Raw genomic sequence first — 23,745 nt, 5'->3', positions numbered from 1 at the left:
TGTCCGGCAGGATGTATTCCAGTTTCGGCAGGATGGATGAATTAGTTAAGGACACACGCGAAGCGTCATATGGCCTCTTTACGGCTGTTGTTCTCTTTGTGAATTTAACCGTGCTCTTGCAGCACGGTTTTTTCTGTTTTCAGGCTGAATTTCCCCTAAGCGGGAACCGGCTGAAACACAAAGAGAATGGCAGCAGCAGATGAGGGCAAGGACCGCCGTAGTGGCAGTCTTTGCCCTTTTTGCGTTGGGGCAGAACAGAAAACCGTCCTGGGAGCCGGGCGGGGTATAAGGAGGAAAGGTACCCATGAATACAGACAGCCAAATCACACTGCAATACGAGGAAATGAAGCAGGATCTTGGACGTTATGCAGTATCTTATGAGGGCAGGAAGGCGGTGAGCGGACTTGCGCCTATGACCTATCTGCCAGCGGTTCACCGGGCGCTGGATGAAACGGCTGAGGCAAAGGAGCTTCTGGAGAAAGGGGCAAGCGTACCGATTCCTTCTCTGGAGGGAATGGAGTGGCTGATGTCTCTGCTGGGAACCGGGTATTTGTACAGCGAGAAGGATTTTATGGCGGTCTCGGTGTTTCTGCAAAGCTGCAGCCAGCTCCGTAAATACATGCAGGCCAAAGAGCAGAGTGCTCCGCGAATTGCATCCTATGCGGCGTCTCTGGTGGAACTGAGCGGGGTGCGCGAGGAGATTGAACGCTGCATCCGGTTAGGGACCATTGACGACCACGCCAGCAAGGGGCTGGAACGGGTCCGGAAACGGCTGGCTGTGGCTAAAGACCGGCTGCAGCGAAAGATTGAAGCTGTAATGGCCAAACACCAGGGAATCCTGCAGGAAAATCTGGTTAGTATGCGTGGCGGGCGGTATGTGATTCCAGTGAAACGGGAATATCACAAGCAGGTAAAGGGAGCGGTGCTGGATCAGTCTACCAGCGGGCAAACCGTATTTGTAGAGCCTTATGAGATCGCTTCGCTACAAGGGGAGCTTGAATTGCTGGCTGCTGAAGAGGCCAGGGAGGAGATGCTGATTCTAAGCATGCTGACCGGCCTGCTGGAGCAAGAACAGGCGGCGCTGCGGCGGAATATTGAGATCACGGGCAATTACGATTTTATCTTTGCCAAAGCCAAATACGCCCGGACGATGGGGGCGAGAAGTGTGGCTCTGAACGACCGCGGCTATCTGAGAATGAATGGGGGCAGGCATCCCAAGCTGGAGGGAATGATTCCCATCAGTCTGGAATTCGGCAACGGATACAAATCACTAATAGTCACCGGCCCCAATACAGGCGGCAAAACCGTTGTGCTCAAGACGCTGGGACTATTAACCTTGATGGTGCAGTCCGGTCTGCTGGTGCCTGTAGAGGAAGGCAGCGACTTTACAGTGTTCACGGATGTAATCAGTGTAATCGGCGACGGGCAGAGCCTGACTCAGTCCCTGAGCACCTTTTCGGCACAGATGAGGAGCATTGAGGGAATGCTTAGAGATGCGGGCAGGGGCGTACTGCTGCTGATCGATGAGCTGGCGGCGGGTACGGACCCGGGAGAGGGTTTTGCGCTATCCATTGCCATACTTGAGGAATTGAACCGTAAAGGCGCAAATATCATAGTGACTACCCATTTTAATGAGCTTAAGGTTTTTGCAGCCTCTACCAGCGGGTTCCAAAATGCGCGGATGGAGTTTGACAAGGACACCCTGCAGCCGTTGTACCGGTTGACAATTGGGGAAGCGGGCGAAAGCTATGCACTTCAGATTGCCGAAAAGCTGGGTATTCCGGAGACCGTTATCCGGCGCTCGCAGCAGCTTGTAGAGCAGCAGCGCGAAATGGATGGGGACAGAAGTCGCTGGAACAGCCTGAACCGTACAGGACACCACAGACCCGGTGAAAGAGCCAGGCAGGAGATGCAGCGTACAGAACGGCACCCAACCGAAGCAGCAGGGCCGGTCAAAGCTCCAGCAGCTGAACAGAGGCCTGCCCAAGAAGAAGGTGATGGCAAGGCGCCGAAAAAGGATTTTGAAATCGGTGATGCTGTGTATGTGAATCCGCTGGACAGGATGGGGATTGTCTACGAGACAAGGGATGCAATGGGAATGGTAGGTGTCATGGTCCAAAAGCAAAAAATGAGATTCAACCATAAGCGCCTTAAGCCATACCTCTCGAAGGAGGAGCTGTACCCTGAAGAATACGATTTTGATATCATTTTCGAAAGCAAGGAAACACGGAAAAAGCGCAAGCTGATGCGGAAAAGACATGTGGAGGGACTAAGCATTATCCACGAGGAAGAAGAAAAATAATGGCTGCGAAAAAGCTTGAGGCCTGCCTGTAAGGGCGGGCTTTTTTCTATAAAAGCTTCACTTTAGGACGAAAATTGTATATTCTCAATAATGTAGTCTTAAATATTATGACGATGAAACTTTAAGAATATAAAGAAAACTTTTTTGGATAACGCTTACATGGCGGAAGGGAAGAATAATATGATGAAGCGCAGATATTGCGGGCTGGTGCTGGCGATGGCGTTAATGCTTTCGGCTTGCAGCGGGATAGGCTCGGAGCGGCTTTCCTATGGAGTTCTTTCGAATAAGGAGGCGGAGGTGCCTGCAGCTGGAGGAACGATTACATACGGATATTCCTCTCCGTTTCAAGGGCTGTTTGAACCTGCTTTTTATGAAGGCGAGGATGACTACCAGGTACTGGAGTTCATTACAGAAGCTATGTTTCGGGTAAAAGATGACTTAACCACGGTTCCGGGCATCGCTTCCTGGCAGGAATCAGACGATCATACCGTGTTTACGTTCAGAATAAGGCCAGGCGTCCGGTGGCACAATGGCGATGAATTAACGGTAGAGGATTGGAAATTCGCGCTAGAAACCATTGCCAGTCCAGAGTATACAGGGTCACGGTATTATAGTGTAGAAATGATTTCAGGCGCCGAAGCCTACCATAAGGGAAAAGCCAAGGAAATCAGCGGTATTAAGGTAATCGATCCCTACACCCTGAGAATAACCATGAATAGCGTAAGGGTAAATGCGCTGGATAATCTTTGGCCGTACCCGATGAACAAAAGGGTGTACAGCGGGATCGCGGTTAAGGATATGCCGGACAGTGATCCGGTGAGAAAGCATCCCATCGGCATTGGCCCGTTTGAGGTGACCAATATCCAGCCTGGACAGCTGGTGGAGATGAAGGCCTTTGAGGATTACTATCAGGGAAAACCGCTTTTGGACGGTGTGAAGTATAAGGTGTTCGATGATAAGGAAATCGTGAATCTTCTCGATGAGAATGTCATTGATATGGCTACTGCCCCGCGTGATGCATATGCCTCGCTGAAGCAGCTGGACCAGGTGAATATTCTGCAATCGCCAGAGCTATCTTATGAATACATAGGATTTAAATTCGGATCTTGGGATCATGAGGCCCAGAAGATTGTCATGGATAATCCGAAATTCGCGGATAAACGTCTGCGGCAGGCTATGTATTATGCGCTGGATCGTGAAGGGATCATTAATCAATATTCCTACGGTCTCGGCAGTCTGATTGAAACACCGATCCCCAGCTCAAGCTGGGCGAAGATTCCCGATTCAGAAATCAATACTTATCCCTACAGTCCGGAGAGGGCAAAGGCACTGCTGAATGAAGCGGGATACGTGGACAGGGATGGCGACGGATTCCGGGAGGATCCGAAAGGCGCTCCATTTGTTATTCATTATGATGCTATGACGGGAAGCACAACGGCAGAAGCACGGACCCGCGCTATTCTGCAGAATTGGCGTGACGTTGGACTGGATGTACGGTTAAATGGCGGGCAACTTAAGGATCTTAATACTTTTTATGAAGCTGTAGAGAATGATGATCCCTCAGTCGAGCTTTTCAACGGAGTATGGGGGCTGGCCAGCGACCCGGACCCGTCCGGGTTATGGAGGGAAATTGATCTGTGGAATTATCCGCGCTTCAGTTCAAAACGCAATGAAGAATTGATCCGGGAAGGCGTGGGAATCAAATCTTATGATAAAGAGCACCGCAAGCAGGTCTATTACGAATGGCAAAAATTAGTGAATGACGAAGTGCCGATGATCTTTTTTGCTGAGCGCATAAATATAACGGCCGTCAACAAACGTCTCCAGAACGTGAAGGTTAATTCGATGAGCAACATTATTGACCCGCAGACATGGTGGATACAGGAAGAAAATTAACAACAGCGAAGCTCTGGAGCCGCCGCCTGGTGCAGGCGGATACTGCAGCTTTGCTGTTTTTTTTGCAAAATACGAATCAAAATCATGTTTTGTGCGTCATATACTTTATAGAATACAAGTAGCTCCAGTACTAAACTTGTCGTTATTTGTTGTTTCTTTTTGGGCGCCAAGTGATTACAATAGAAATATTGTTTATGTGTCAAAGGGGTGTTTCCAAGTTTATTCTACAATTAGAATGACCCGAATTCCTGAAAGGGGGGAATCATAACACTGAATCGGGGCAACCCATACCAGCCAAGAAAAGCCCAACCATGACTGTCTGGAACCCTTCCGGCAAGCATTGAAAATAGATCGCGAGCAATCATATATACATTCCACCATAAAGAAGGAATCAAAAATCATGAAAAAATTCAAAAAAATGAAAAAAAGATATATCATCCTGATTGCTGCGCTGGTGGTAATCATTGGCGGCGGCTTCCTGTTCCAAAAACCGCTGGCCGTACTGGCCTTTGATCTTTTTCTGTCGGATCGGGTCGAGGATAAGCTGAAGCAGGAATCCTACCAGCCTCTCGTTAATGACGGCACTACTACGGTCAAACCCGAACCGGTTGTTTACAAAAGCGACCCGTTCTCTCTAATGCTGCTGGGGACAGACCAGCGCGGGAATGAGACTGCCCGTTCGGATACTATGATCTACGCGGTTATTCGTCCGGAGGATTACAAGATTCTGCTCATCTCCATACCGCGGGATACTTACACCGAGATCATTGGCCATGGCGACAATAAAAAGGATAAAATTACGCATGCCTATGCTTTTGGCGGGCAGCAGATGGCCAAGGACACCCTGGAAAACCTGCTCGGACACGATATTCAATATTATGCCACCATTAATTTTCAAGGCTTGAAAGATGCGGTGGATGCAATTGGCGGCGTTCCGCTGCCGATCAAAAAAGATATTGTGAACAAAGGCAAGGATCATGAAAAATTCACCATCAAAGGCGGCAAGTCCAACTATAATGGGGAAGAGGCGCTTAATTATACCCGTTACCGTGAGGACAGCGACTTCAACCGCACCAAACGGCAGCAGGTTTTCATTGATGTCGTTGCGAACAAAATGCTGTCCATCAGCCAAATTGGAAATATCCCGGAGCTGCTGGACATTATGGGCGATAACTTTAAGACGGACATTCAGCCATCGATGATTATCAGCCTGGCCAAAAAGTTTATGGGCGGCAAGGATATGGACATCTCCAGCTTCACTGTGATGGGTGAGGGCGAACGTATCGGCGGAGTTTATTATGATATTGTAGATGAAGAGGACCTCACTGAAGCTAAGGCCATGATTGACAATTGGATGAACGCCAGCACGCCGGTAGACCAATTAATCGAGCCGGGAAAAGCGCAAAACGCGCTGGAGCCTGCGGCTACAGCCGCAGCACAGTAATCCCCCAAAAAAGAATAAGCAGGAACTGCAGCAGCCATATACAATCTTAATGGCTGCTGCTTGCTGTTCTCATGGTATAATGGATTGGAACGGATAAATTGGCTAAGACGTATAAGTACGGATGAATAATAATGCCTTCGGAACTCTTTGAGGAGGATCAAGAGATGAATATTGCGTTTTTTTTACTTCCGAAACAAGAGGTCGCGTGCGTAACCCTGGATTCAACGCTGCGCCAGACTCTCGAACGGATGGAATTTCACCGCTATACGGCAGTCCCGATTCTGAACCGGAATGGAGAATATGCCGGAACGGTAACGGAAGGCGATCTGCTGTGGTATATGAAGGAGTCAGGTGGAGCGGTGACTTTCGAAAATGCTTCAAAATATCTGTTGAAGGATGTTCCGCTGCGGATGAATAATCTGCCGGTGTCCATTGATGCGGATATGGAGGATCTGATTAATCTGGCCAAGGTGCAGAACTTTGTGCCTGTGGTCGATGACATGAACCGGTTTATCGGCATTGTCCGCCGGAGTCAGATTATTGAGTATTGCGAGAAGGTGGTTTCCCGCCAGTCGCAGGAATCGTTATAAACTTTTATTACCGGCAGTTGAGTAAGATGTACCAAGGCCTGTATTTCCGGCGGTCACGGAATGCGGGCCTTTTTTGAAAGCGCAGCCCTTGAATTTTCAGGCGGTGGACGTCCCGTGTAGCTGGGAAATATTTATGCTATAATTGAGAATAATGTTTTTTGCCGGAGGTAGAGAGACTGTGCCCAATGTGCCGAAGGACCTGGATGTGGCGAAACGCGCCAAAGTAATTGAATGGTTGAAGACTGAAGTAATTGATCAAGTCTCACGGTTATTTAAAGCGCTCTGGGAAGGCAGCACCGCGCGTGTAGGAGACAGTCTGGCCAGCCTGATTATGAGCTCCTACATTCTGGGACGCAGACTGGGCATCCCGTATCGCGAGCTTGACGATCTGCTGATTGAGAAGCTTAGAAAGCACAGGCAGGAAGGGCATCAACTGGAAGAATGGTACCAGGATATATCTGCATTAGAAGATCATATGCGTAAGAGGTGAATACTGTTGAAATTTCGCTGGACATCGGTGGCATGGAGCATAGCGTATCTTCTGTTGCTGCTCTCGTTATCAACCCCACTGCTCATTATCACTACACTATTTATGATTATACCGGCAGTAGTATTGTTCACTACTCTGAATACAAAGCAGTTTATTATTCATATCCTGCCTGTATTGCTGATTGTCGGTCTGATCACACCCGTCTATGTCTTAATAGCGGTCTATTTCTTAATCCCCGCCTTGGTGATGGGACGGTGGTATAAGAAACGCTCTTCAGCGATGTCCACTCTGCTTGCCGGAATGATTACCATCCTTGGCGAATTCCTGCTGCTGCTGCTGCTCGGGACAGCATTGTTCAATTTTGACCTTACCACCTATGTGAATGATGTGCTGCAAATGGTGAATTCACCGCTATCGGAGCTGGGGGCCGGCAATCCGCTGATGTCCGAATTGAAACTCTCCTCGGAGGACGTAAGTACGATTAGCCATATGACTGTCCAGATCATTCCAATGACACTGATCATCAGCTCGTTTATGATAGCTGTGATCACGCACTCCATTGTCCGTCCGATTCTGAATAGCATGGAATATGCCGTTCCGCGAATGAAGCCGGCCCGTGAGTGGAGACTGCCGAGATCGTTCATCTGGTATTATCTGCTGGGTGTCGTGCTCAGCCTCGTGTTTGGGGGAGCAGACAGCGGATTCATGCCGATGATATCGGATAATCTGCTGCCGCTGCTAAGGATTGCTTTTATCATTCAGACCATCGGGTTCCTGTTCTTCCTGGTCTATGAGCGGAAATGGAGCAAGGTTGTGGCGCTCCTGCTGGCAATCCCCGTAATTTTGATGCCGGGGCTGTGGATTATCGGTATAGTCGACCTGGCGTTCCCGCTGCGCGAGCTTGTGACGAAATCGAAACGATAGGGTGAGAGCTCATGCCAAAATTTCTGCAAAGACGCTGGCACGGCTATCATACCGTATGGGCGTTTATGCTGCTGCTGCTGCTAATTATAGTAGTCAGTTTCTATAACTGGGTTATTGGTGTCGCCAGTCTGTTTCTGGCCGGGACCCTCTGCTTCTCCATGCTGCAGGCAGAGCTCTCGTTCCGGCGGAATCTGGTGGAATATATCAATGGGCTATCCTTTCGAATTAAGCGGGTTGAGGGTGAAGCGGTCAGTATGCTTCCGCTGGGCATTATCCTGTACAGTGAGGACCGTAAGGTGGAATGGAACAACCGCAGCGCTGGTGATATTTTCTCACGGAAGTCTTTGGTTGGAGAAGAAATTGAGGAACTGCTGCCTGACGTTATGCCTTCCGCGGCTGGACATGTACCGGCCAAACGGGAAGCTTCCAAAGAAAATGCACTGAAGGAGATCCGGAAGGAAATAGCAGTGGATGAAAGCCATTATCAGGTGGTAATCATCCCCAGTGAGCGCCTGCTGTATCTGTATGATATTACTGAGCTTGTAGTGCTGCGCGAACGCTATGAGGAAGAAAGGCTCGCAATCGGCATTGTGATGATGGATAATCTCGATGAAGCGGCCCAAGGCATGGATGATCAGCAGCGCACGTCCCTGATCGCCAAGGTGGCCAGCGAGATTACGGAGTGGAGCAAGCAGTTTGAAGTGTACCTGCGCCGGCTGTCTTCGGAGCGGTATCTCATGCTGCTCAATCACCGCAGCCTGCAGGCGCTCGAAAAAAGCCGGTTCGTGATTCTGGATGAGGTGCGGGAAATGACCGCAGATCTCAAGGTACCGATGACGCTGTCCATCGGACTCGCCTATGGTTCGGAGTCTGCCAGTGAGCTCGGGGCGCTGGCACAGTCAAGCCTGGATATGGCCCTCGGCCGGGGCGGAGACCAGGCGGCCGTGAAGGCAGGCCAGCGGCTGTCCTTCTATGGCGGCAAGAGCAATGCAGCGGAGAAGCGCACGAGGGTGCGGGCCCGTGTGATTGCGCATGCCCTGCGCGATCTGATGCAGGAAAGCGACCGGGTGCTGATCATGGGCCACCGGACGCCTGATATCGATGCGGTAGGGGCTTCGATCGGTCTGCTGAAGGCGGCACAGATGTACAATGTGGAAGCTAACATTGTAATGGAGACACCGAATCCGTCCATCACCCGGATGATGGAGCAGATCCGCCGGGATGAGGGGCTGAACAAGTCCTTTATTTCTACGGAACAAGCTCTTCAGGTCATGACGGAGCACACCCTGCTGATCGTGGTGGATACCCATAAGGCATCCATGACAATGGAGCCGCGCCTGGTGCAGTATGCCAGCCGCATTGTTGTCGTAGACCATCACCGCAGAGGTGAGGAATTCATAAATGATGCTGTGCTGGTCTATCTGGAGCCTTATGCTTCGTCTACCTGCGAACTGGTAACTGAGCTGCTGCAGTACATTCATGACAAGATCAAGCTCAGTCCGCTGGAAGCTACGATGCTGCTCGCCGGAATTACAGTGGACACCAAGCATTTTGCGCTCCACACCGGCTCCAGAACCTTTGAAGCCGCAGGGTTTCTGCGCCGGGTCGGGGCGGATACGATTCTGATTCAGCGGATGCTGAAGGAGGATCTGCAAGAGTATATTTCCAAAGCGGAAATTATCAAACATGCCCGGATGGTGTATGATCATATAGCGCTGGTTGTGACGGAGCCGGGGATGAAGATTCCGCAGCTGCTGATTGCCCAGACGGCGGATACACTGCTGGGCATGACGAACGTGGTGGCTTCATTTGTCATCAGCGAGCGGCCTGACGGCCTTATTGGCATCAGCGCCCGGTCGCTGGGGCGGATGAACGTGCAGGTGGTTATGGAAAAGCTGGGAGGCGGCGGCCACTTGTCCAACGCTGCCGTACAGCTTGAAGGAACAAGCAAGGAAGCAGAAGCCAGACTGCTTGCAGTGCTGGCCGAAATTGAAGCGAAAGAGGGGCTGTTCGAATGAAGGTCATTTTCATAAAAGATGTTAAGGGTCAAGGCAAAAAAGGGCAGGTTAAAGAGGTATCAGAGGGCTATGCATCCAACTTCCTGCTGCCGCGGGGTTTGGTTCGCCCGGCTACTGAAGGCAACGTAAAGACGCTGGAGAATCAGGCGGCTGCAGAAAAGCGCCGCAAGGATCAGGAGAAAGAGGAAGCTGTTCAGCTGGGGAAGAAGCTTGATGAACTGACGCTGACGCTGAAGGCCAAAGCAGGCGAAGGCGGCCGGCTGTTCGGTGCCATTACCAGCAAACAGATCGGTGAAGCTCTGGCAGCTGCCCACGGCATCACCATTGACAAACGCAAAATCGAACTGAGTGATCCAATCCGCCATGTGGGCACATTTCAGGTAACGGTGAAGCTGCATACTGAAGTAAAGGCTAACCTCACGGTTCAGGTAACGGAGGAGTAAGATGGGTGGAGATCTCTTTTTCGATCGGATTCCCCCGCAGAACCTGGAGGCGGAGCAGGCCGTAATCGGTGCTGTGCTCCTGCAGGATGAAGCGCTGATTACCGCGATGGAGCGGGTGAATACCGAAGACTTCTACGATAAACCGCATCAGATGATATTTGAAGCGATGGTGCAGCTCGGAGAAGAGAGCCAGCCGATTGACCTGGTTACACTGACGTCCAGACTGCAGGACAAGGGACAGCTTGAGGATATCGGCGGAGTGAGCTATCTGGCGAAGCTGGCACATGCGGTACCGACTGCGGCCAACGTCGATTATTATGCCCAGATCATTGAAGAGAAGGCGATGCTGCGCCGTCTCATCCGTACAGCAACTCAGATTGTCAGCGAAGGCTATACCGGCGGGGAAGATGTAGCTAATATGCTGAGCGATGCCGAGCGGCGGATTCTGGAAATCTCCAACCGGCGCAGCGGCAGCGGGTTTATTGCGATCCGTGATGTACTTATGCAGGTGTTTGACCGTGTAGAATTGCTTCATCAGAATAAGGGCGGCACTTCAGGGATTCCTACCGGCTTTGTGGATCTCGATCATATGACCAACGGCTTTCAGCGCAATGATCTGATTATTGTGGCTGCCCGTCCTTCTGTAGGAAAAACAGCGTTTGCGCTGAATATTGCCCAGAATGTAGCGGTGCGGGCCAAAGAGACTGTAGCTATCTTTAGCCTGGAAATGTCGGCGCCGCAGCTGGTTCAGCGTATGATCTGCGCTGAAGCCAATCTGGATGCCAATATTATGCGTACCGGTGACTTCAAAAGCGATGATGACTGGTCGAAGCTGACGATGGGCATTCAGTCGTTGTCCGAATCAGAAATCTATATTGATGATACTCCCGGTGTTACGGTTACGGATATCCGGGCCAAATGCCGCAGACTGAAGAAGGAAAAAGGCCTCGGTATGATCGTCATCGACTATTTGCAGCTCATTCAGGGGCGCGGCAAGGCCGGTGAGAACCGCCAGCAGGAAGTATCGGAAATCTCCCGTACCTTGAAGCAGATTGCCCGTGAGCTCGATGTTCCGGTCATTGCCCTGTCCCAGCTCAGCCGTGGTGTAGAACAGCGTCAGGATAAACGTCCGATGATGAGTGACCTTCGTGAATCCGGTTCGATCGAGCAGGATGCCGATATCGTGGCCTTCTTATACCGTGACGATTATTATAACCAGGATACCGAGAAGAAAAATATCATCGAAATTATTATTGCCAAACAGCGTAATGGTCCCGTGGGCACCGTAGAGCTTGTGTTTCTGAAAAATTTCAACAAGTTCGTCAACTACGAGCGTGCTCATAACGAACCGTTTGCAGGTTAGGCAGTTTTCGCACAATATCCGAACGATCACACATTTCCTTGTGGGATCGTTCGTTTTTATTTGACTTTAAAAAGTCCCGCTGTTACACTGATTATTGTGCTTTAGCGGGTTAAACCGCTGGGCGTCCGGAGGGCTGCGTACATAAGAAGCACGTACAGAGCCCATATTATGAAAAATAATGGTGCTAAAGCGAGCACCTACGGAGGAATGAACATGTCAACGGTAGTCGTCGTGGGAACACAATGGGGAGACGAAGGCAAAGGCAAGATCACGGATTTTCTGGCGGAGAGCGCAGATGTGGTCGCCCGGTATCAAGGGGGTAACAATGCCGGTCACACGATTCTGATTGACGGGAAGAAATTCAAGCTGAGCTTGATTCCATCAGGCGTATTTTACAAAGAGAAAACTTGTGTCATCGGCAACGGAATGGTTATCAACCCTGAGGCTCTGATTCAAGAAATTAATTATATTCATGAGAATGGCTTTGACACCAAGAATCTGGTGATTAGTGACCGTGCCCATGTCATCATGCCTTATCATATGCTGCTGGATGCACTGGAAGAGGACCGCAAAGGCCCGAACAAGATTGGGACTACCCGAAAAGGGATTGGCCCGGCTTATATGGATAAGGCCGCACGCAACGGTATCCGCATTTCCGATCTGATGGATGCAGAGGAATTCGAGCTGAGACTGCGCCACTTAATGAAAGAAAAGAACCAGGTGATTACTCAGGTATACGGAGCTGAAGCGCTGGATGTAGAAGAGGTTCTGACCAAATACCTCGAATATGCAGAAGTTCTCCGCAGCTATGTTACGGATACGTCTGTTGTGTTGAACGATGCCATTGATGCCAATTCCAAAGTGCTGTTCGAAGGTGCGCAAGGCGTAATGCTTGATATCGACCAAGGAACATATCCGTTCGTGACTTCATCTAATCCGTCTGCAGGCGGGGTCTGCATCGGTTCCGGCGTAGGTCCGTCCAAGATTCAACAGGTTATCGGTGTAGCGAAGTCCTATACTACCCGTGTTGGCGATGGCCCGTTCCCTACGGAACTGAATGATTCTATCGGCGACTATATCCGTGAGACCGGACATGAGTACGGTACAATCACTGGGCGCGCCCGCCGCGTAGGCTGGTTTGACAGCGTAGTGGTGCGCCATGCCCGCCGTGTCAGCGGAATCACCGGTTTGTCCCTGAACTCGCTGGACGTTCTCAGCGGCTTGGAAACCGTGAAGATCTGCACAGGTTATAAATACCGTGGGGAAGTTATCACTCACTATCCGGCCTCGCTGAAAATGCTGGCGGAATGCGAAGCCGTCTACGAGGAGCTTCCAGGCTGGAGTGAGGATATCACTACGGCGAAGACGCTGGAAGACCTGCCGGTAAATACGCGGAAATATGTGGAGAGGGTATCGGAGCTTACTGGCATCCCGATCTCGATTTTCTCCGTAGGCCGCAACCGTGAGCAGACTAATCAAGTACTGCCGATCTATATCTAAACTTGAATATCCGTTTTATCCTTTGAGGGGCCTCAGCTGAGGCTCCTTTTTTATATCTCAGAATTATGCTATTCAGACAGTCTCTTTATCCGCCCAAAGACGTTTCCCAGCCTCTGTTCTAGTCAATACTGGAAGAATAGAAGAACCAAAGGCCTGATTCTCCGGAGATTGGCAATGAACAGAAGAAGCAAGGGAGAGATGAAGATGAAAATCGTAAAACATGCACTTGCCGTCTGTCTAATTATGGTGCTGGCGAGTGCGCTATCCATTTTGACCACAGCCTTTGTCGTCAATACGTATATTCAATCCGTACTGGCAAGCTTTGATATCAAGCTGGACGGGCCAGAGCCGGGTATCGGCGGATTCATGAAAAGTCTGACGGGGATGAACTCAAAGCCAGCCTCAGACCAAACAGAGGAGCAGAAAGTTACAGCACCCCGTGATCAGGAGAAGGATATAAGCGGGGCGGACGGTACTGTCAGCAGCGATGTAAACGGCAGCGGCAAGAAAGCTGGGGAGGAAGATGCCCCTGAGGATGCTCTGCCTGTGATGGGGGAAGCGTCCATTAATGAGGAGCAAAGCGGAAGTGCCCTTGATCAGAAATTGGTAATGACACCAGAAGCGATGAAGGACATGAAGAATAATCTGCCTGCCGATGAAAAAACCAATATTTTCAATATCTTAATGGCGAAGCTGCCGCAGGAGGAAATGCAAAAAATATCCAAGGCAATGGAGGATGGCCTGACGGAGAGTGAAGTCAAGGATTTGCAGCAGGTCATAGCGAAGTACGTAGATCAAGAAGAATACGATACCCTAATGAAAATGCTTACACCGGAAACTGCTGGCCCTTCGCAAAATTAAAACTGTCACTTTTTGGACACGGGCACGCTGTTTAATCGTCATATTTTTGGAAAAACCCGCTTAATTGGCGGGTTTTGTCGTGTGTGTAAAGTTGAAATATTTCTCCCGGCTGTGGTACAGTAAAAAAGGACTATAAAGGGTTAATTTTTTGTAACCTTTTTCATGTGCCTTACAACTTGATTATTCACACTAACGCAAATAGAAAAATAAATGCTCCAGCATATATAAGAGGGGACGTAAAACAAAGCTTGACCGCTCTTTGCAGTGGGAATGGGCGGACTGAAAGGGAGAGTTTCATGAAGGGATTTAAGTTCATGCGCCAGGTGGGGAAACTGCGAAACGAGGACGCGCGTTCTGTAGAACCCGGTGCAGCAAGTCAACAGGGCAGCGATGCCGCTAGCGATACTGATGTCTTTCATCAAGAAACCAAACCCCGGAGATTACGGCGCTCCTGGATTGCGGCTTCCGCTGGTCTGGTGCTGTTGGGTGCCTTTCTGGTCGGAGCCGAAAAAAGATATGTGACCGCCAATACGGTAACTTATTACAAGGTTCTGGTGAAGGGCGAGGAAATCGGCAGAATTAGCCAGGAGGCCGAGCTCGATCAGCTGTTTGAACAGAAGCGGAAGGAATACCAAGTAAAGTATCCTGAGTCGGTGATGGTACTGCAAACGGACGGAATTACCACAGAAGCGGAAAGAGCTTTTAAACCCCAGATAGACAGCCGTAAGACACTGGATAAGCTGGACGGTATGCTCAAAGCTTATGCTGTAGGCGTCCAATTAACGGTAGACGGCGAGGTGCTTGGAACCGTAAAGGACCAGGAGACTGCAGCAGCGGTATTAAAAGGTGTGAAGGAGCACTATCTGCCGCAAGCTGAAGCTTCCACAGGAGCCCGGCTCAAGAAAACGGCTGCTGCAAGTTCGGCCAAGGCATCGAATACAGGCGCTGACACCGTAGAATCTGCGGCGATCCGGGAGCAAGTGTCCATTGTGCCGGTCAAAGCCGATCCGAACAAGGTTTTAAGTGTAGATGAAGCGGTCAAGGCGCTTACAGAGGGAAAAGAAGAGCCGTTGACGTATACGGTCCAGGAAGGCGATACGATCTCGGGAATCGCCAAGCTGTACGATACGACACAGGCTGAGATTTTCAAGAACAACCCTACGGTTAAAGAACTGACACTGCAAATTGGAGATACTCTGCAATTGACGGTACCACAGCCCGCCCTTACGGTTGTTACCGTAGAGCAGGTGGCGGAACAGGTAGTGACCGAGCCGGAAGTGATTGTCCGCACGAGCGATCAGCTCACCGCCGGCAAGAGCAAAGTGGTCCGTCCCGGACAGACCGGTCTCAAAACCATGCAATACCGCTTGACCAAAGAAAATGGGCAGGTCGTCAAGGAAGAGTGGTTGGGACAGACCGTGGTGCAAGCATCACTGCCGGAAGTGGTGTACCGTGGAACGAAGGTGGTCGGAGAAGGTACAGGGATGTTCGCCTGGCCCGTTAGTGGGGCGACAATTTCCAGCAGCTACGGCGAACGTTGGGGCCGCGTACATAAGGGCGTCGATCTGGTATCCGGCAATCGTACAATCAAAGCAGCCGATGCCGGGACGGTCAGCTTCGCTGGCGTTCAGAACGGGTATGGCAACGTGGTTATTGTAGATCATCATAACGGTTATATCACGTATTATGGACATCTTAGCAGAATTTCAGTCTCTCAGGGACAGCGGCTTGAGCAGGGTGCATCCATCGGAATCATGGGCAGCACCGGACGTTCAACCGGAACGCATCTGCATTTTGAAATCCGCAAGAACGGGACCGCGATCAATCCTATGAAGTATCTGCAATAATTCATATCTTCAGCTCAGGGCCGTCCGATTTCGGGCGGCTTTTAAAAATTTAAGGGTTTATATGTTTCACGCCAGATAAGATTGCGTATCGTAGGGTGTGACGCCAGGACAGGTATGTTAAAATAGGAGCATCAATGATAAGTATGGTTAGAAAGGTGAAGCGGAGCATATGCAGATGGGGACGATTCTGGTAGTAGACGATGAACAGCCTATTGCTGATATATTGAAATTCAATTTGGAAAAAGAGGGCTATGAGGTGATCTGCGCCTTTGACGGCAATAGTGCAGTAGAGCTGGCATTGTCCAAACGGCCCGACCTGATGCTGCTCGATCTCATGCTTCCCGGCAAGGACGGCATGGATGTCTGCCGTGAGGTGCGTTCAGCGCATCTGGATATCCCGATTATTATGCTTACCGCCAAAGACGGGGAGATAGACAAGGTACTGGGACTGGAGCTTGGCGCAGATGATTATGTGACCAAGCCGTTCAGCACGCGGGAACTGCTGGCCAGAGTCAAAGCCCAAATGCGGCGCCAGCATAAGCCGGCTCCCTCGGAAGCTCTCAGTGAACCGCTGGAAAGCAAGCAGGGGATACATCATTTTGGCCTTTTTGTGGACACCGATATGTATATGGTCTATAAGGAAGGCGAACCGCTCGATCTGACACACCGCGAGTATGAGCTGCTCTATTATATGATTCGCCACGCCGGCAAGGTAATGACCCGGGAGCATTTGCTGCAGGCCGTATGGGGTTTCGAGTATTTCGGGGATGTGCGGACCGTCGATGTGACGATTCGCCGTCTGAGAGAGAAGATTGAGGAGAATCCCAGCAAACCGGAGTATATTTTTACCCGGCGCGGACTTGGTTATTTGATGCATAGCCCCAAAAGCGGAGGGCTGTGATGAAGGGACTGTCCTTTTTCCGGACGATACAGGCCAAGCTTATTATTATTTATGTGCTGCTGATTCTGATCGCCATGCAGCTGATCGGTGTGTATTTTGTCAGCTCGATGAAGAATTCACTAACCGATAATTTCACCAAGGATCTGAAAGCGCGGGCGGAGATGCTGTCAATTCTGACCGCCGATAAGTTCGGCAGCGAAGCCGGAACGGCAGATGAAGAGACGGCTGTGGAGAGTCTGCGCGGAATGGTCAACAATCTGTATATCAGTGGTGCCGAAATTCAGGTGCTGGATGCAAGCGGCAAGATTATCACCACTTCGGTGCCTTCGCAAAATGACTATGTTGGCCAGCGCAATACACAGACGGTAGTCAGCCGTGCCCTGCAGGGAATCAGCGATAACGAGGAATATATTATTGCGGATGATAATGTGCGCAAGAAGGTAGTCGCCAAGCCGGTGCTATCCGGTGACAAGGTGGTTGGGGCCATTTATATTGCTGCCGATATGAAGGATCTGTATGCCACCATCAGCCGGATCAACAGTGTATTTCTCTCCGGGCTGCTGCTGGCGCTGGCGCTGACAGCCGTTCTTGGTGTTATTCTGGCGCATACGATCACCCATCCGATCAAGGAAATGACCCGTCATGCCACCGCAGTAGCCGAAGGACGCTATAACCGCAAGATGCCGGTGTTCGGCAACGACGAGATTGGCCAGCTAAGCCAGGCCTTTAATTATATGACAGGCAGACTGCGGGATGCCCTGTCCCAGAATGAAGAGGAAAAGGAGAAGCTGGCCTCCATTCTTGCCAATATGAGTGACGGCGTCGTTGCCACTGATGAGAGCGGCGGAGTGATTCTGATGAACACCCGGGCAGCGCATATGCTGGGTTCGGAAGGTCCGCTTCCCGAAGGCGCTCCCTTGGATGAGCTGCTGGGTCTGGATCATGAGCAGTCCGGCTCGCTTGCCCAGGGCAATGCCCAGTCGGCCATGCTTCATCTGTCCCCAATGGGCGGAGAAGATCCTAACATTGTGCGGGTGACCTTCACGCCGATTCACCGCCGGGAAGGCGGAGGGATTGCGGGGACGATTGCGGTTCTGCAGGATGTTACTGAGCAGGAGAATCTGGAAGAGTCCCGCCGCGAGTTCGTAGCGAATGTGTCACATGAGCTGCGGACACCGCTGACGACCATCAAAAGCTATGCCGAAGCCCTGGATGACGGCGCACTTGAAGATCCGCAGCTTGCTGTGCGGTTCGTTGGCGTCATCCGCAATGAGACAGAGCGAATGATCCGTCTTGTGACAGATCTGCTGCATCTCTCGCGCCTGGATTCGAAGGAATCCAGCCTGCGCATTCAGCAGACGGATATCTCCGAAATGCTGGAGGATGTGGCCGACCGCTTCTCCTTTCAAATCCGCCAGAAGCGGATTCATATCAGTACCAGAGTCCGCGAGGACGTGGCGAGTGCCTGGCTTGACCGGGATCAAATCGACCAGGTACTGGGCAATCTTGTTTCCAATGCGCTGAAGTATACGCCGGAAGGCGGGATGATTCAATTGGAGGCCCTGAAGAATGAAGAGGGAATGCTGGCGATATCAGTCCGGGATTCTGGTATAGGAATCCCCAAGAAGGATATCGAACGGATCTTTGAGCGGTTTTACCGGGTGGACAAGGCCCGCTCCCGCAATATGGGGGGCACAGGCCTCGGGTTGTCCATTGCCCGGGAAATTGTCAAAGCGCATGGCGGCTCCATATCCCTCCAATCCGAATTGAATGAGGGCTCACTCGTTACCTTTACCTTGCCTTTGAAGCAGGAAGGGGGGAGTGCGTCATGAAAGAAAAAGTAAAATCCTGGATTCTTACGCTGCTCGTATTTGGAAGCCTTGTAGAGAGCTATTATCTGATTTACCGGCTGCCGGGCAGTGATTCTGCGGTCATGTCGGAGAATTTGTATGTAAAGACTGATAATATGGGGCCGGAGGAAAAGGTAGAGAACCTGCTATACCCCGACAAAATGATTATCCATATGGGGCAGAGCAAGCATACGCTTTTCTATCCCAATACTACCTTCTATAATCTGATCCTCAACCGCCTGAAAGGCCGGGGCTTTGAGAGCTTCCAACGGCGGTCGGTGCAGGACTTCGACTGGAACAAAATCCGGAATGAAAACCCGGGCATCGAGCTGTCGTTCGGTTCAGGCATTCCCGTAACCCTGCTGCAGCGTGTAATGCAGCTGTCTCCGGATTCGCTGTTTGAAGGGGAGAGCATTGACCGGATTTGGATTTACAATATCAAGAATGATTCCAAAGCGCATGCTGTCTTCTTCAGTACCCGGGGCGATATCGTGTATGAAGCGGCCAAGGCCGATCTCACAGTGCAGGATGTGCAGCAGCATGTGGACTTTGGCAGCGACCTGACGAATTATAAGGCCGTGAACAGCGACTATTATGTGCCGGCAGCGAAGGTATCCATGGTTGAAGTTGAAATGCCGCTGGGCATGTATACCATTCAGCAGATGCAGAGCAATCTTTTTTTGATGCGGGAAGCACCCGATATATTCCGGAAAAAGACGGCTCCGAGATTTATACGGACAGCAAACGCAGCCTCCAGGTGGACCAAGAGCAGAACTGGATGAGCTACAGCGATCCGGCTGCTCTTCCAGCCGGAGAGAGCACACCGGCCAAGGATGCGCTGGAGGCCGTTGATTTTGTCAATGAGCACGGGGGCTGGAATGGAACCTACCGGCTGGCGGCTACGGAAGAAGGCAGGCAGGAGCGCAAAGTCTCCTTTCAGCAGTTCTATGGCTCTTCACCTTATGGCTCATATCCGATTATCAGCCAGCCGCAGCTGCAGTACGGGGTAATTAATCTAGAACTGCAGCAGGGAACTGTATCCTCTTATGAGCGTTCGCTGATGTTTGTAGATGAGAGCAAAGCGGTTAAGAGAATTGTGGACCTGTCGTTTGGCGAAAGACTGGAGAAGCGGCTGGCGCGGCTCAGTCAGGCATCAGTGGTGAAGGAGCTTACCCCAGCCTATGTCCCTGAAGTACAGGGAGAGAAGCTTCGGCTGACTCCGGTATGGCGGGTCACGCTTAACGACGGCACTGTGCTCACGCTGAATTAGGCGTACAGCTAACAAAAAAACGTTTGAGGAGGACAAGGCATGGACTGGGGAAGAGCAAAAAATGTGCTGATATACGCCTTTCTGGTGCTGAATCTGCTGCTGTGCTACCAGCTCTGGATTGATCTGCGGGATCAGGCCAGCGCCAACCTTGATTTCACCTCCTTGTCCCAGGACACGCAAGCTGTCATGGAACAGAAAGACATCCGGGTTCTGTGTCCAATTCCGGCCGCCACACCACAGCTGCCGGACATTACGTACCATTACTCTGGTGAGGAGCAGAACCAACCGCCCGTTGAGCTTAAGGAGCCGGTAGACAGCAAGCTGATCTATTCCTCATTTACCGAGCTGAGCACTGCACTGCAGGGACAGATCCCGGACATCGCCAATTACCGCTTCGATTCACAGGAAAGCGAGGTCGGCAAATTCGTGCTTCATCCGCTGGTGGACAAGAAGTGGTCGCTGTTCAGGGTTAGGCTGGAGCTGATTAACAGTGATCAAAAAATAATCGCCTACCGCTGGCCGAAGATTCAGATTGGGGCCGGCAGCAGTGATAATGTGCAGAAGGTGCTTCCGGCCTCCCAGGCGCTCAGCAGTCTGATTGAGAAATATTTTCCGGAAAATTCAGTGGTGAAGGAAATTGAGCTCGGATATTACGGCGAACTGTTCAATTCCGAGAGCCAGGTAGCTTCGCCCATGTGGCGGTTCATGCTGGAGAATGGCAATGCCTACTACGTAGATGCCATAAGTGCGGACATTATCAGTCCCAAGACAACAGAGTAGAAGGAGCAGGGGAGAGAAATGGGAATATCTTTTACAGTGCTGTCCAGCGGTTCTACCGGGAACGTGACGGTGGTGCGCAACGGCGAAACGACACTAATGATCGACGCGGGCCTCAGCGCGAAGCGGATTGACGAGCTGCTGGCCATGCGCGAGCTGACCGGACAGGATATCGATGGAATTCTGGTTACGCATGAGCATTCGGATCATATTAAGGGACTCGGGGCGATGGCGCGCAAATATGATCTTCCGATCTATGCCAACACGAACACCTGGGGGGCGATTGAGAAGGGAATCGGCAATATTGCCGAGCAGAACCGGGTTGTTCTGGAGACGGGGCAGTATAGGGATTTCGGCAGTCTGCGGGTAGAGTCGTTTGCCATCTCGCATGATGCGGCTGAGCCGGTGGGGTATAACTTTTATGATGGCAAAGAGAAGCTGTGTGTGGCGACAGATCTGGGATATGTGAGCGATAAAGTGCGTACGGCGATCTCGGATGCCGATGTCCTTGTACTTGAAGCCAATCATGATATCGAGATGCTGCGGATGGGACGTTATCCCTGGAACACGAAGCGGCGGATTCTCGGCGATTTGGGCCATCTGTCCAATGAGGCGGCTGGCGCGGCGCTGAGTGAAATCCTTACAGGGCGGACCAAACGCACGTATCTGGCACACCTGAGCCGGGACCACAATATGATGGACTTGGCCAAAATGTCTGTGCGCGGAGCGATGGAAGACCGGGGCTGTTTTTTCAAAGACAGTGAGTTCAGACTCTGCGACACCTACTATGACCGGCCTACGCCATGGGATAAGGTGAGCCATTCATAAGCTGATCCATATCCGTAATCTTGGTTTCCAGCTCCTGGCGTGAAAAGAAGCCCTTGTCAATCAGCAGTTCGATGATGGCGCTCTGGACAAGAATGAGATGATAGTGCTCATCCTTAAGATCACCCAGCTTGCCGATAAATTGCACCAGATCCATACTGGCCGAAAAAGATTCCATTAGTACTCCTCCTTCTGTAAACGGGTCAAAGCATGAAATAATTTACATGGATTTTACGTCAGAAAAAATACGGTACGACATCTGTGTGTGATACAATCAAATAGTAAGAATGAGATAGGTGTTCAGCTCCCTCGCTTCTATTATTGTAGTCTTTTAGGCTGCAAAATATTCCTGAAAAACAGTAATAGCAAATCGCTAGGTTGCAAGAGTCGGAAGACAGATGTGTTGCTCTACCCCTGTACTTATATGGTGAATAAATAAGATGAAACCTTTTAGCGCTTCCTGGAGTCTAAGAGAAGATGAGGTTAACTCGGGCGTGGTTGCTTGGCGTTCAAGTCTTGAATGCAGTAGCAATAGAGGGGAGAGGATGTAACGGTGGGACTGTTTGATGATGATTTCTATTCCACGAAAATATCACGGCGCAGAAGCAGGATGCATGAAGCCTCAAGCGGATCGGGCGGGCATAAATGGCCGCGCAGATCGCGGAGGGGGCTGGCTACATGGCAGGTAGCGATGATCTGTTCTGTAGCCAGTGCAGTGACGGCGGTGCTTCTGTTCAGTCTGGTGACAGGACAGCTGACCCATGAAAAAGCCGAATCACCGGCGGTAATCGGTAAGGTTGCTGCGAGCAGCGGTGATCCCTATGACCGGATTATTCAGGCTGCCGCTCTTGTACGCCCTGCGGTAGTAAGTATTATTAATCATAAGGAAGATAACAAGGAACTTAATATTCTCGATGAATCCGCACTCGGGTCGGGAGTTATCTATAAGAAGGACGACGGCAAGGCATTTATCATTACGAACAACCATGTGATTGAAGGCGCCGGCAAGCTGGAAGTGGTTACGGTCAACGGGGAGACCCGCAAGGCAACCCTTGTTGGGGCGGATAAAGTCAGCGATATTGCAGTACTCTCCATCGATGCGGAAGGCATTAAAACGGTTGCCCAAATCGGTGATTCTTCCAAGCTCCGGCTGGGGGAGACCGTCATTGCCATCGGCAATCCCCTGGGGCTGGGGGATACGCTGACCTCTGGTATCGTCAGTTATACAGAGCGGACGATTCCTGTATCCTTGAACCAGGATGGTGTATATGACTGGGAGCAGGAGGTCATTCAGACTGACGCTGCGATTAACGAAGGCAACAGCGGAGGTGCGCTGGTCGATCTGAATGGCAAGGTGATCGGAATCAATACCATGAAGATATCCGACACTGGCGTGGAAGGGCTTGGTTTCGCAATTCCGGCCAACCATGTGATGGAAACGGCGGATGAGCTGGCAGCCAAAGGCAAAATCGCCCGCTCCTACTTAGGTGTCTATTCGGTTGATCTGAACAATCCTTATGTGCCGCTGGCGGAGGATCAACGCAAGGAGCTGAAACTTCCGGACAGTGTAAAGGACGGAGTCGTTGTACTGGATGCGGTTGGACCAGCGAAGGTTGCCGGTCTGCAGTTGAATGATGTAATCACGAAATTCGATAACCAGTCCATTACCTCTACGCTATCCTTGCGCAAGTATCTCTATGACCACACCAAGATCGGGGATGAGCTTAAGATTACCTTTTACCGTAATGGAGAAGTGAAGCAGGTCACGGTAAAACTTCTTGAGAAGCCGGAGGAATAAAAGCCGGTCGGGCAGTATATAATAAAAAGGCAGTCACATAAAGGAAGCGGTCAGGCCGTCCTTATCACTTAGATTTATTTAAGGACGGCACCCGTTTCTAAGCTGTGAATATGGGGTAAATGATAACGTAGAGATTAAATTATTAAGTGTATTTAGTACACTGGCAGCCCTTACATTGGAAAGTTAACCTAATAACTGAAAAAACGGAGATATTCGGATATGACTGCTTGCCTTTGTTATGGAGGTGTGGTAACATGAACTTAATCATACAATTGATACCTAATTCTCGTATTGAAAAGGGCTGTCAAGTGGAGTACAACCTTTTTCAATGTGTGAATTTTTTCTTTGTTTGAAGATAAAAAGAACATATTAATTTAAATTTGTGGAGGTAACACACATGCAAACAGGTACAGTTAAATGGTTCAACGCAGAAAAAGGATTCGGTTTCATCGAAGTTGAAGGCGGAAGCGACGTATTCGTTCACTTCAGCGCTATTACTGGCGACGGCTTCAAAACTTTGGACGAAGGCCAACGCGTTGAATTCAACGTTGTTCAAGGCAACCGTGGACCACAAGCCGAAAACGTTGTAAAACTGTAATAATAGAAGATACCGTCCCCGCTTGTGAGAGTTGGGACGGTCTTTTTT

At 50.6% G+C, this 23,745-nt stretch carries 22 protein-coding genes; 21 read left to right on the top strand and 1 reads right to left on the bottom strand.

Annotated elements, in window-relative coordinates; all coding sequences use genetic code 11:
• Positions 1-32 precede the first annotated feature (32 nt).
• The 19 genes from JI735_RS35470 (at position 33) to JI735_RS08455 (ending at position 21,304) form a co-directional block, all read left to right on the top strand.
• Positions 33-203, top strand: a complete 171-nt coding sequence (locus JI735_RS35470; protein ID WP_233185375.1) for a hypothetical protein — start codon at positions 33-35, stop codon at positions 201-203.
• 101 nt (positions 204-304) lie between these two features.
• Complete coding sequence (locus tag JI735_RS08535; protein WP_039832200.1) at positions 305-2,302, top strand: endonuclease MutS2; 1,998 nt, start codon at positions 305-307, stop codon at positions 2,300-2,302.
• 180 nt (positions 2,303-2,482) lie between these two features.
• A complete protein-coding gene (gene opp4A / locus JI735_RS08530) occupies positions 2,483-4,198 on the top strand; it encodes an oligopeptide ABC transporter substrate-binding protein (RefSeq protein ID WP_039832211.1) in 1,716 nt (571 codons plus the stop codon).
• A 400-nt stretch (positions 4,199-4,598) separates the two neighbouring features.
• Positions 4,599-5,642 (top strand): LCP family protein, encoded by a 1,044-nt coding sequence (locus tag JI735_RS08525; RefSeq protein WP_325175588.1) that lies wholly within the window; start codon positions 4,599-4,601, stop codon positions 5,640-5,642.
• A 164-nt stretch (positions 5,643-5,806) separates the two neighbouring features.
• Positions 5,807-6,232, top strand: coding sequence for a CBS domain-containing protein (locus tag JI735_RS08520; protein WP_039832199.1), 426 nt, complete (start codon positions 5,807-5,809; stop codon positions 6,230-6,232).
• Positions 6,233-6,419: 187 nt separating this feature from the next.
• Complete coding sequence (locus JI735_RS08515) at positions 6,420-6,722, top strand: MazG-like family protein (RefSeq protein ID WP_202677628.1); 303 nt, start codon at positions 6,420-6,422, stop codon at positions 6,720-6,722.
• 6 nt (positions 6,723-6,728) lie between these two features.
• Complete coding sequence (locus JI735_RS08510) at positions 6,729-7,646, top strand: DUF2232 domain-containing protein (RefSeq protein WP_020425707.1); 918 nt, start codon at positions 6,729-6,731, stop codon at positions 7,644-7,646.
• An 11-nt stretch (positions 7,647-7,657) separates the two neighbouring features.
• Positions 7,658-9,664, top strand: coding sequence for a DHH family phosphoesterase (locus tag JI735_RS08505; protein WP_039832197.1), 2,007 nt, complete (start codon positions 7,658-7,660; stop codon positions 9,662-9,664).
• Positions 9,661-10,107 (top strand): 50S ribosomal protein L9, encoded by a 447-nt coding sequence (gene rplI, locus JI735_RS08500; protein ID WP_039832196.1) that lies wholly within the window; start codon positions 9,661-9,663, stop codon positions 10,105-10,107. The genes JI735_RS08505 and rplI overlap by 4 nt, the downstream gene beginning before the upstream one ends.
• 1 nt (position 10,108) lies before the next feature.
• On the top strand, positions 10,109-11,470 hold the full coding sequence (dnaB, locus tag JI735_RS08495; RefSeq protein ID WP_020426899.1) for a replicative DNA helicase: 1,362 nt from the start codon (positions 10,109-10,111) through the stop codon (positions 11,468-11,470).
• Positions 11,471-11,683: 213 nt separating this feature from the next.
• On the top strand, positions 11,684-12,970 hold the full coding sequence (locus JI735_RS08490) for an adenylosuccinate synthase (RefSeq protein ID WP_039832195.1): 1,287 nt from the start codon (positions 11,684-11,686) through the stop codon (positions 12,968-12,970).
• 174 nt (positions 12,971-13,144) lie between these two features.
• Positions 13,145-13,831 (top strand): hypothetical protein, encoded by a 687-nt coding sequence (locus tag JI735_RS08485; RefSeq protein WP_051051310.1) that lies wholly within the window; start codon positions 13,145-13,147, stop codon positions 13,829-13,831.
• A gap of 296 nt (positions 13,832-14,127) precedes the next feature.
• Complete coding sequence (locus JI735_RS08480; RefSeq protein WP_039832194.1) at positions 14,128-15,678, top strand: M23 family metallopeptidase; 1,551 nt, start codon at positions 14,128-14,130, stop codon at positions 15,676-15,678.
• 169 nt (positions 15,679-15,847) lie between these two features.
• The gene (yycF, locus tag JI735_RS08475) at positions 15,848-16,579 is read left to right on the top strand and encodes a response regulator YycF (protein WP_020425969.1); all 732 of its coding nucleotides are present in this window, start codon (positions 15,848-15,850) and stop codon (positions 16,577-16,579) included.
• Positions 16,579-18,411 carry a cell wall metabolism sensor histidine kinase WalK gene (gene walK, locus JI735_RS08470; RefSeq protein ID WP_039832193.1) on the top strand — a complete coding sequence of 611 codons (1,833 nt, stop codon included), beginning with the start codon at positions 16,579-16,581 and terminating at the stop codon, positions 18,409-18,411. The genes yycF and walK overlap by 1 nt, the downstream gene beginning before the upstream one ends.
• On the top strand, positions 18,408-19,211 hold the full coding sequence (gene yycH / locus JI735_RS37225; protein WP_325175587.1) for a two-component system activity regulator YycH: 804 nt from the start codon (positions 18,408-18,410) through the stop codon (positions 19,209-19,211). The genes walK and yycH (JI735_RS37225) overlap by 4 nt, the downstream gene beginning before the upstream one ends.
• Positions 19,187-19,699: a two-component system activity regulator YycH gene (gene yycH, locus JI735_RS37220; protein ID WP_325175586.1), complete on the top strand. Its 513-nt coding sequence runs from the start codon at positions 19,187-19,189 to the stop codon at positions 19,697-19,699. The genes yycH (JI735_RS37225) and yycH (JI735_RS37220) overlap by 25 nt, the downstream gene beginning before the upstream one ends.
• Positions 19,700-19,738: 39 nt before the next feature.
• On the top strand, positions 19,739-20,479 hold the full coding sequence (gene yycI / locus JI735_RS08460) for a two-component system regulatory protein YycI (RefSeq protein ID WP_039832191.1): 741 nt from the start codon (positions 19,739-19,741) through the stop codon (positions 20,477-20,479).
• A gap of 18 nt (positions 20,480-20,497) precedes the next feature.
• Complete coding sequence (locus JI735_RS08455; RefSeq protein ID WP_039832190.1) at positions 20,498-21,304, top strand: MBL fold metallo-hydrolase; 807 nt, start codon at positions 20,498-20,500, stop codon at positions 21,302-21,304.
• On the opposite strand, the gene JI735_RS08450 is transcribed toward JI735_RS08455, so the two are convergent.
• Positions 21,273-21,479 (bottom strand): hypothetical protein, encoded by a 207-nt coding sequence (locus tag JI735_RS08450; protein WP_039832189.1) that lies wholly within the window; start codon positions 21,477-21,479, stop codon positions 21,273-21,275. The genes JI735_RS08455 and JI735_RS08450 overlap by 32 nt on opposite strands.
• A 375-nt stretch (positions 21,480-21,854) precedes the next feature.
• On the opposite strand from JI735_RS08450, the gene JI735_RS08445 reads away from it, so the two are divergent.
• Positions 21,855-23,099: a S1C family serine protease gene (locus JI735_RS08445; RefSeq protein ID WP_039832188.1), complete on the top strand. Its 1,245-nt coding sequence runs from the start codon at positions 21,855-21,857 to the stop codon at positions 23,097-23,099.
• Positions 23,100-23,496: 397 nt separating this feature from the next.
• Positions 23,497-23,697 carry a cold-shock protein gene (locus JI735_RS08440; protein WP_019914582.1) on the top strand — a complete coding sequence of 67 codons (201 nt, stop codon included), beginning with the start codon at positions 23,497-23,499 and terminating at the stop codon, positions 23,695-23,697.
• The last annotated feature ends 48 nt before the right edge of the window (positions 23,698-23,745 follow it).

It is taken from the genome of Paenibacillus sonchi (genome assembly GCF_016772475.1).
GTDB classification, from domain to species: Bacteria; Bacillota; Bacilli; order Paenibacillales; family Paenibacillaceae; genus Paenibacillus_AQ; species Paenibacillus_AQ sonchi.
This window is presented reverse-complemented; position numbering and strand designations above follow the sequence as displayed.

Excerpts from the sequence above, each read along its gene's own strand:
- JI735_RS35470 (WP_233185375.1), top strand. The coding sequence starts at position 33 with ATGGATGAATTAGTTAAGGACACACGCGAAGCGTCATATGGCCTCTTT.
- JI735_RS08535 (WP_039832200.1), top strand. The coding sequence starts at position 305 with ATGAATACAGACAGCCAAATCACACTGCAATACGAGGAAATGAAGCAG.
- opp4A (WP_039832211.1), top strand. The coding sequence starts at position 2,483 with ATGATGAAGCGCAGATATTGCGGGCTGGTGCTGGCGATGGCGTTAATG.
- JI735_RS08525 (WP_325175588.1), top strand. The coding sequence starts at position 4,599 with ATGAAAAAATTCAAAAAAATGAAAAAAAGATATATCATCCTGATTGCT.
- JI735_RS08520 (WP_039832199.1), top strand. The coding sequence starts at position 5,807 with ATGAATATTGCGTTTTTTTTACTTCCGAAACAAGAGGTCGCGTGCGTA.
- JI735_RS08505 (WP_039832197.1), top strand. The coding sequence starts at position 7,658 with ATGCCAAAATTTCTGCAAAGACGCTGGCACGGCTATCATACCGTATGG.
- rplI (WP_039832196.1), top strand. The coding sequence starts at position 9,661 with ATGAAGGTCATTTTCATAAAAGATGTTAAGGGTCAAGGCAAAAAAGGG.
- dnaB (WP_020426899.1), top strand. The coding sequence starts at position 10,109 with ATGGGTGGAGATCTCTTTTTCGATCGGATTCCCCCGCAGAACCTGGAG.
- JI735_RS08490 (WP_039832195.1), top strand. The coding sequence starts at position 11,684 with ATGTCAACGGTAGTCGTCGTGGGAACACAATGGGGAGACGAAGGCAAA.
- JI735_RS08485 (WP_051051310.1), top strand. The coding sequence starts at position 13,145 with ATGAACAGAAGAAGCAAGGGAGAGATGAAGATGAAAATCGTAAAACAT.
- JI735_RS08480 (WP_039832194.1), top strand. The coding sequence starts at position 14,128 with ATGAAGGGATTTAAGTTCATGCGCCAGGTGGGGAAACTGCGAAACGAG.
- yycF (WP_020425969.1), top strand. The coding sequence starts at position 15,848 with ATGCAGATGGGGACGATTCTGGTAGTAGACGATGAACAGCCTATTGCT.
- walK (WP_039832193.1), top strand. The coding sequence starts at position 16,579 with ATGAAGGGACTGTCCTTTTTCCGGACGATACAGGCCAAGCTTATTATT.
- yycH (WP_325175587.1), top strand. The coding sequence starts at position 18,408 with ATGAAAGAAAAAGTAAAATCCTGGATTCTTACGCTGCTCGTATTTGGA.
- yycI (WP_039832191.1), top strand. The coding sequence starts at position 19,739 with ATGGACTGGGGAAGAGCAAAAAATGTGCTGATATACGCCTTTCTGGTG.
- JI735_RS08455 (WP_039832190.1), top strand. The coding sequence starts at position 20,498 with ATGGGAATATCTTTTACAGTGCTGTCCAGCGGTTCTACCGGGAACGTG.
- JI735_RS08450 (WP_039832189.1), bottom strand. The coding sequence starts at position 21,479 with ATGGAATCTTTTTCGGCCAGTATGGATCTGGTGCAATTTATCGGCAAG.
- JI735_RS08440 (WP_019914582.1), top strand. The coding sequence starts at position 23,497 with ATGCAAACAGGTACAGTTAAATGGTTCAACGCAGAAAAAGGATTCGGT.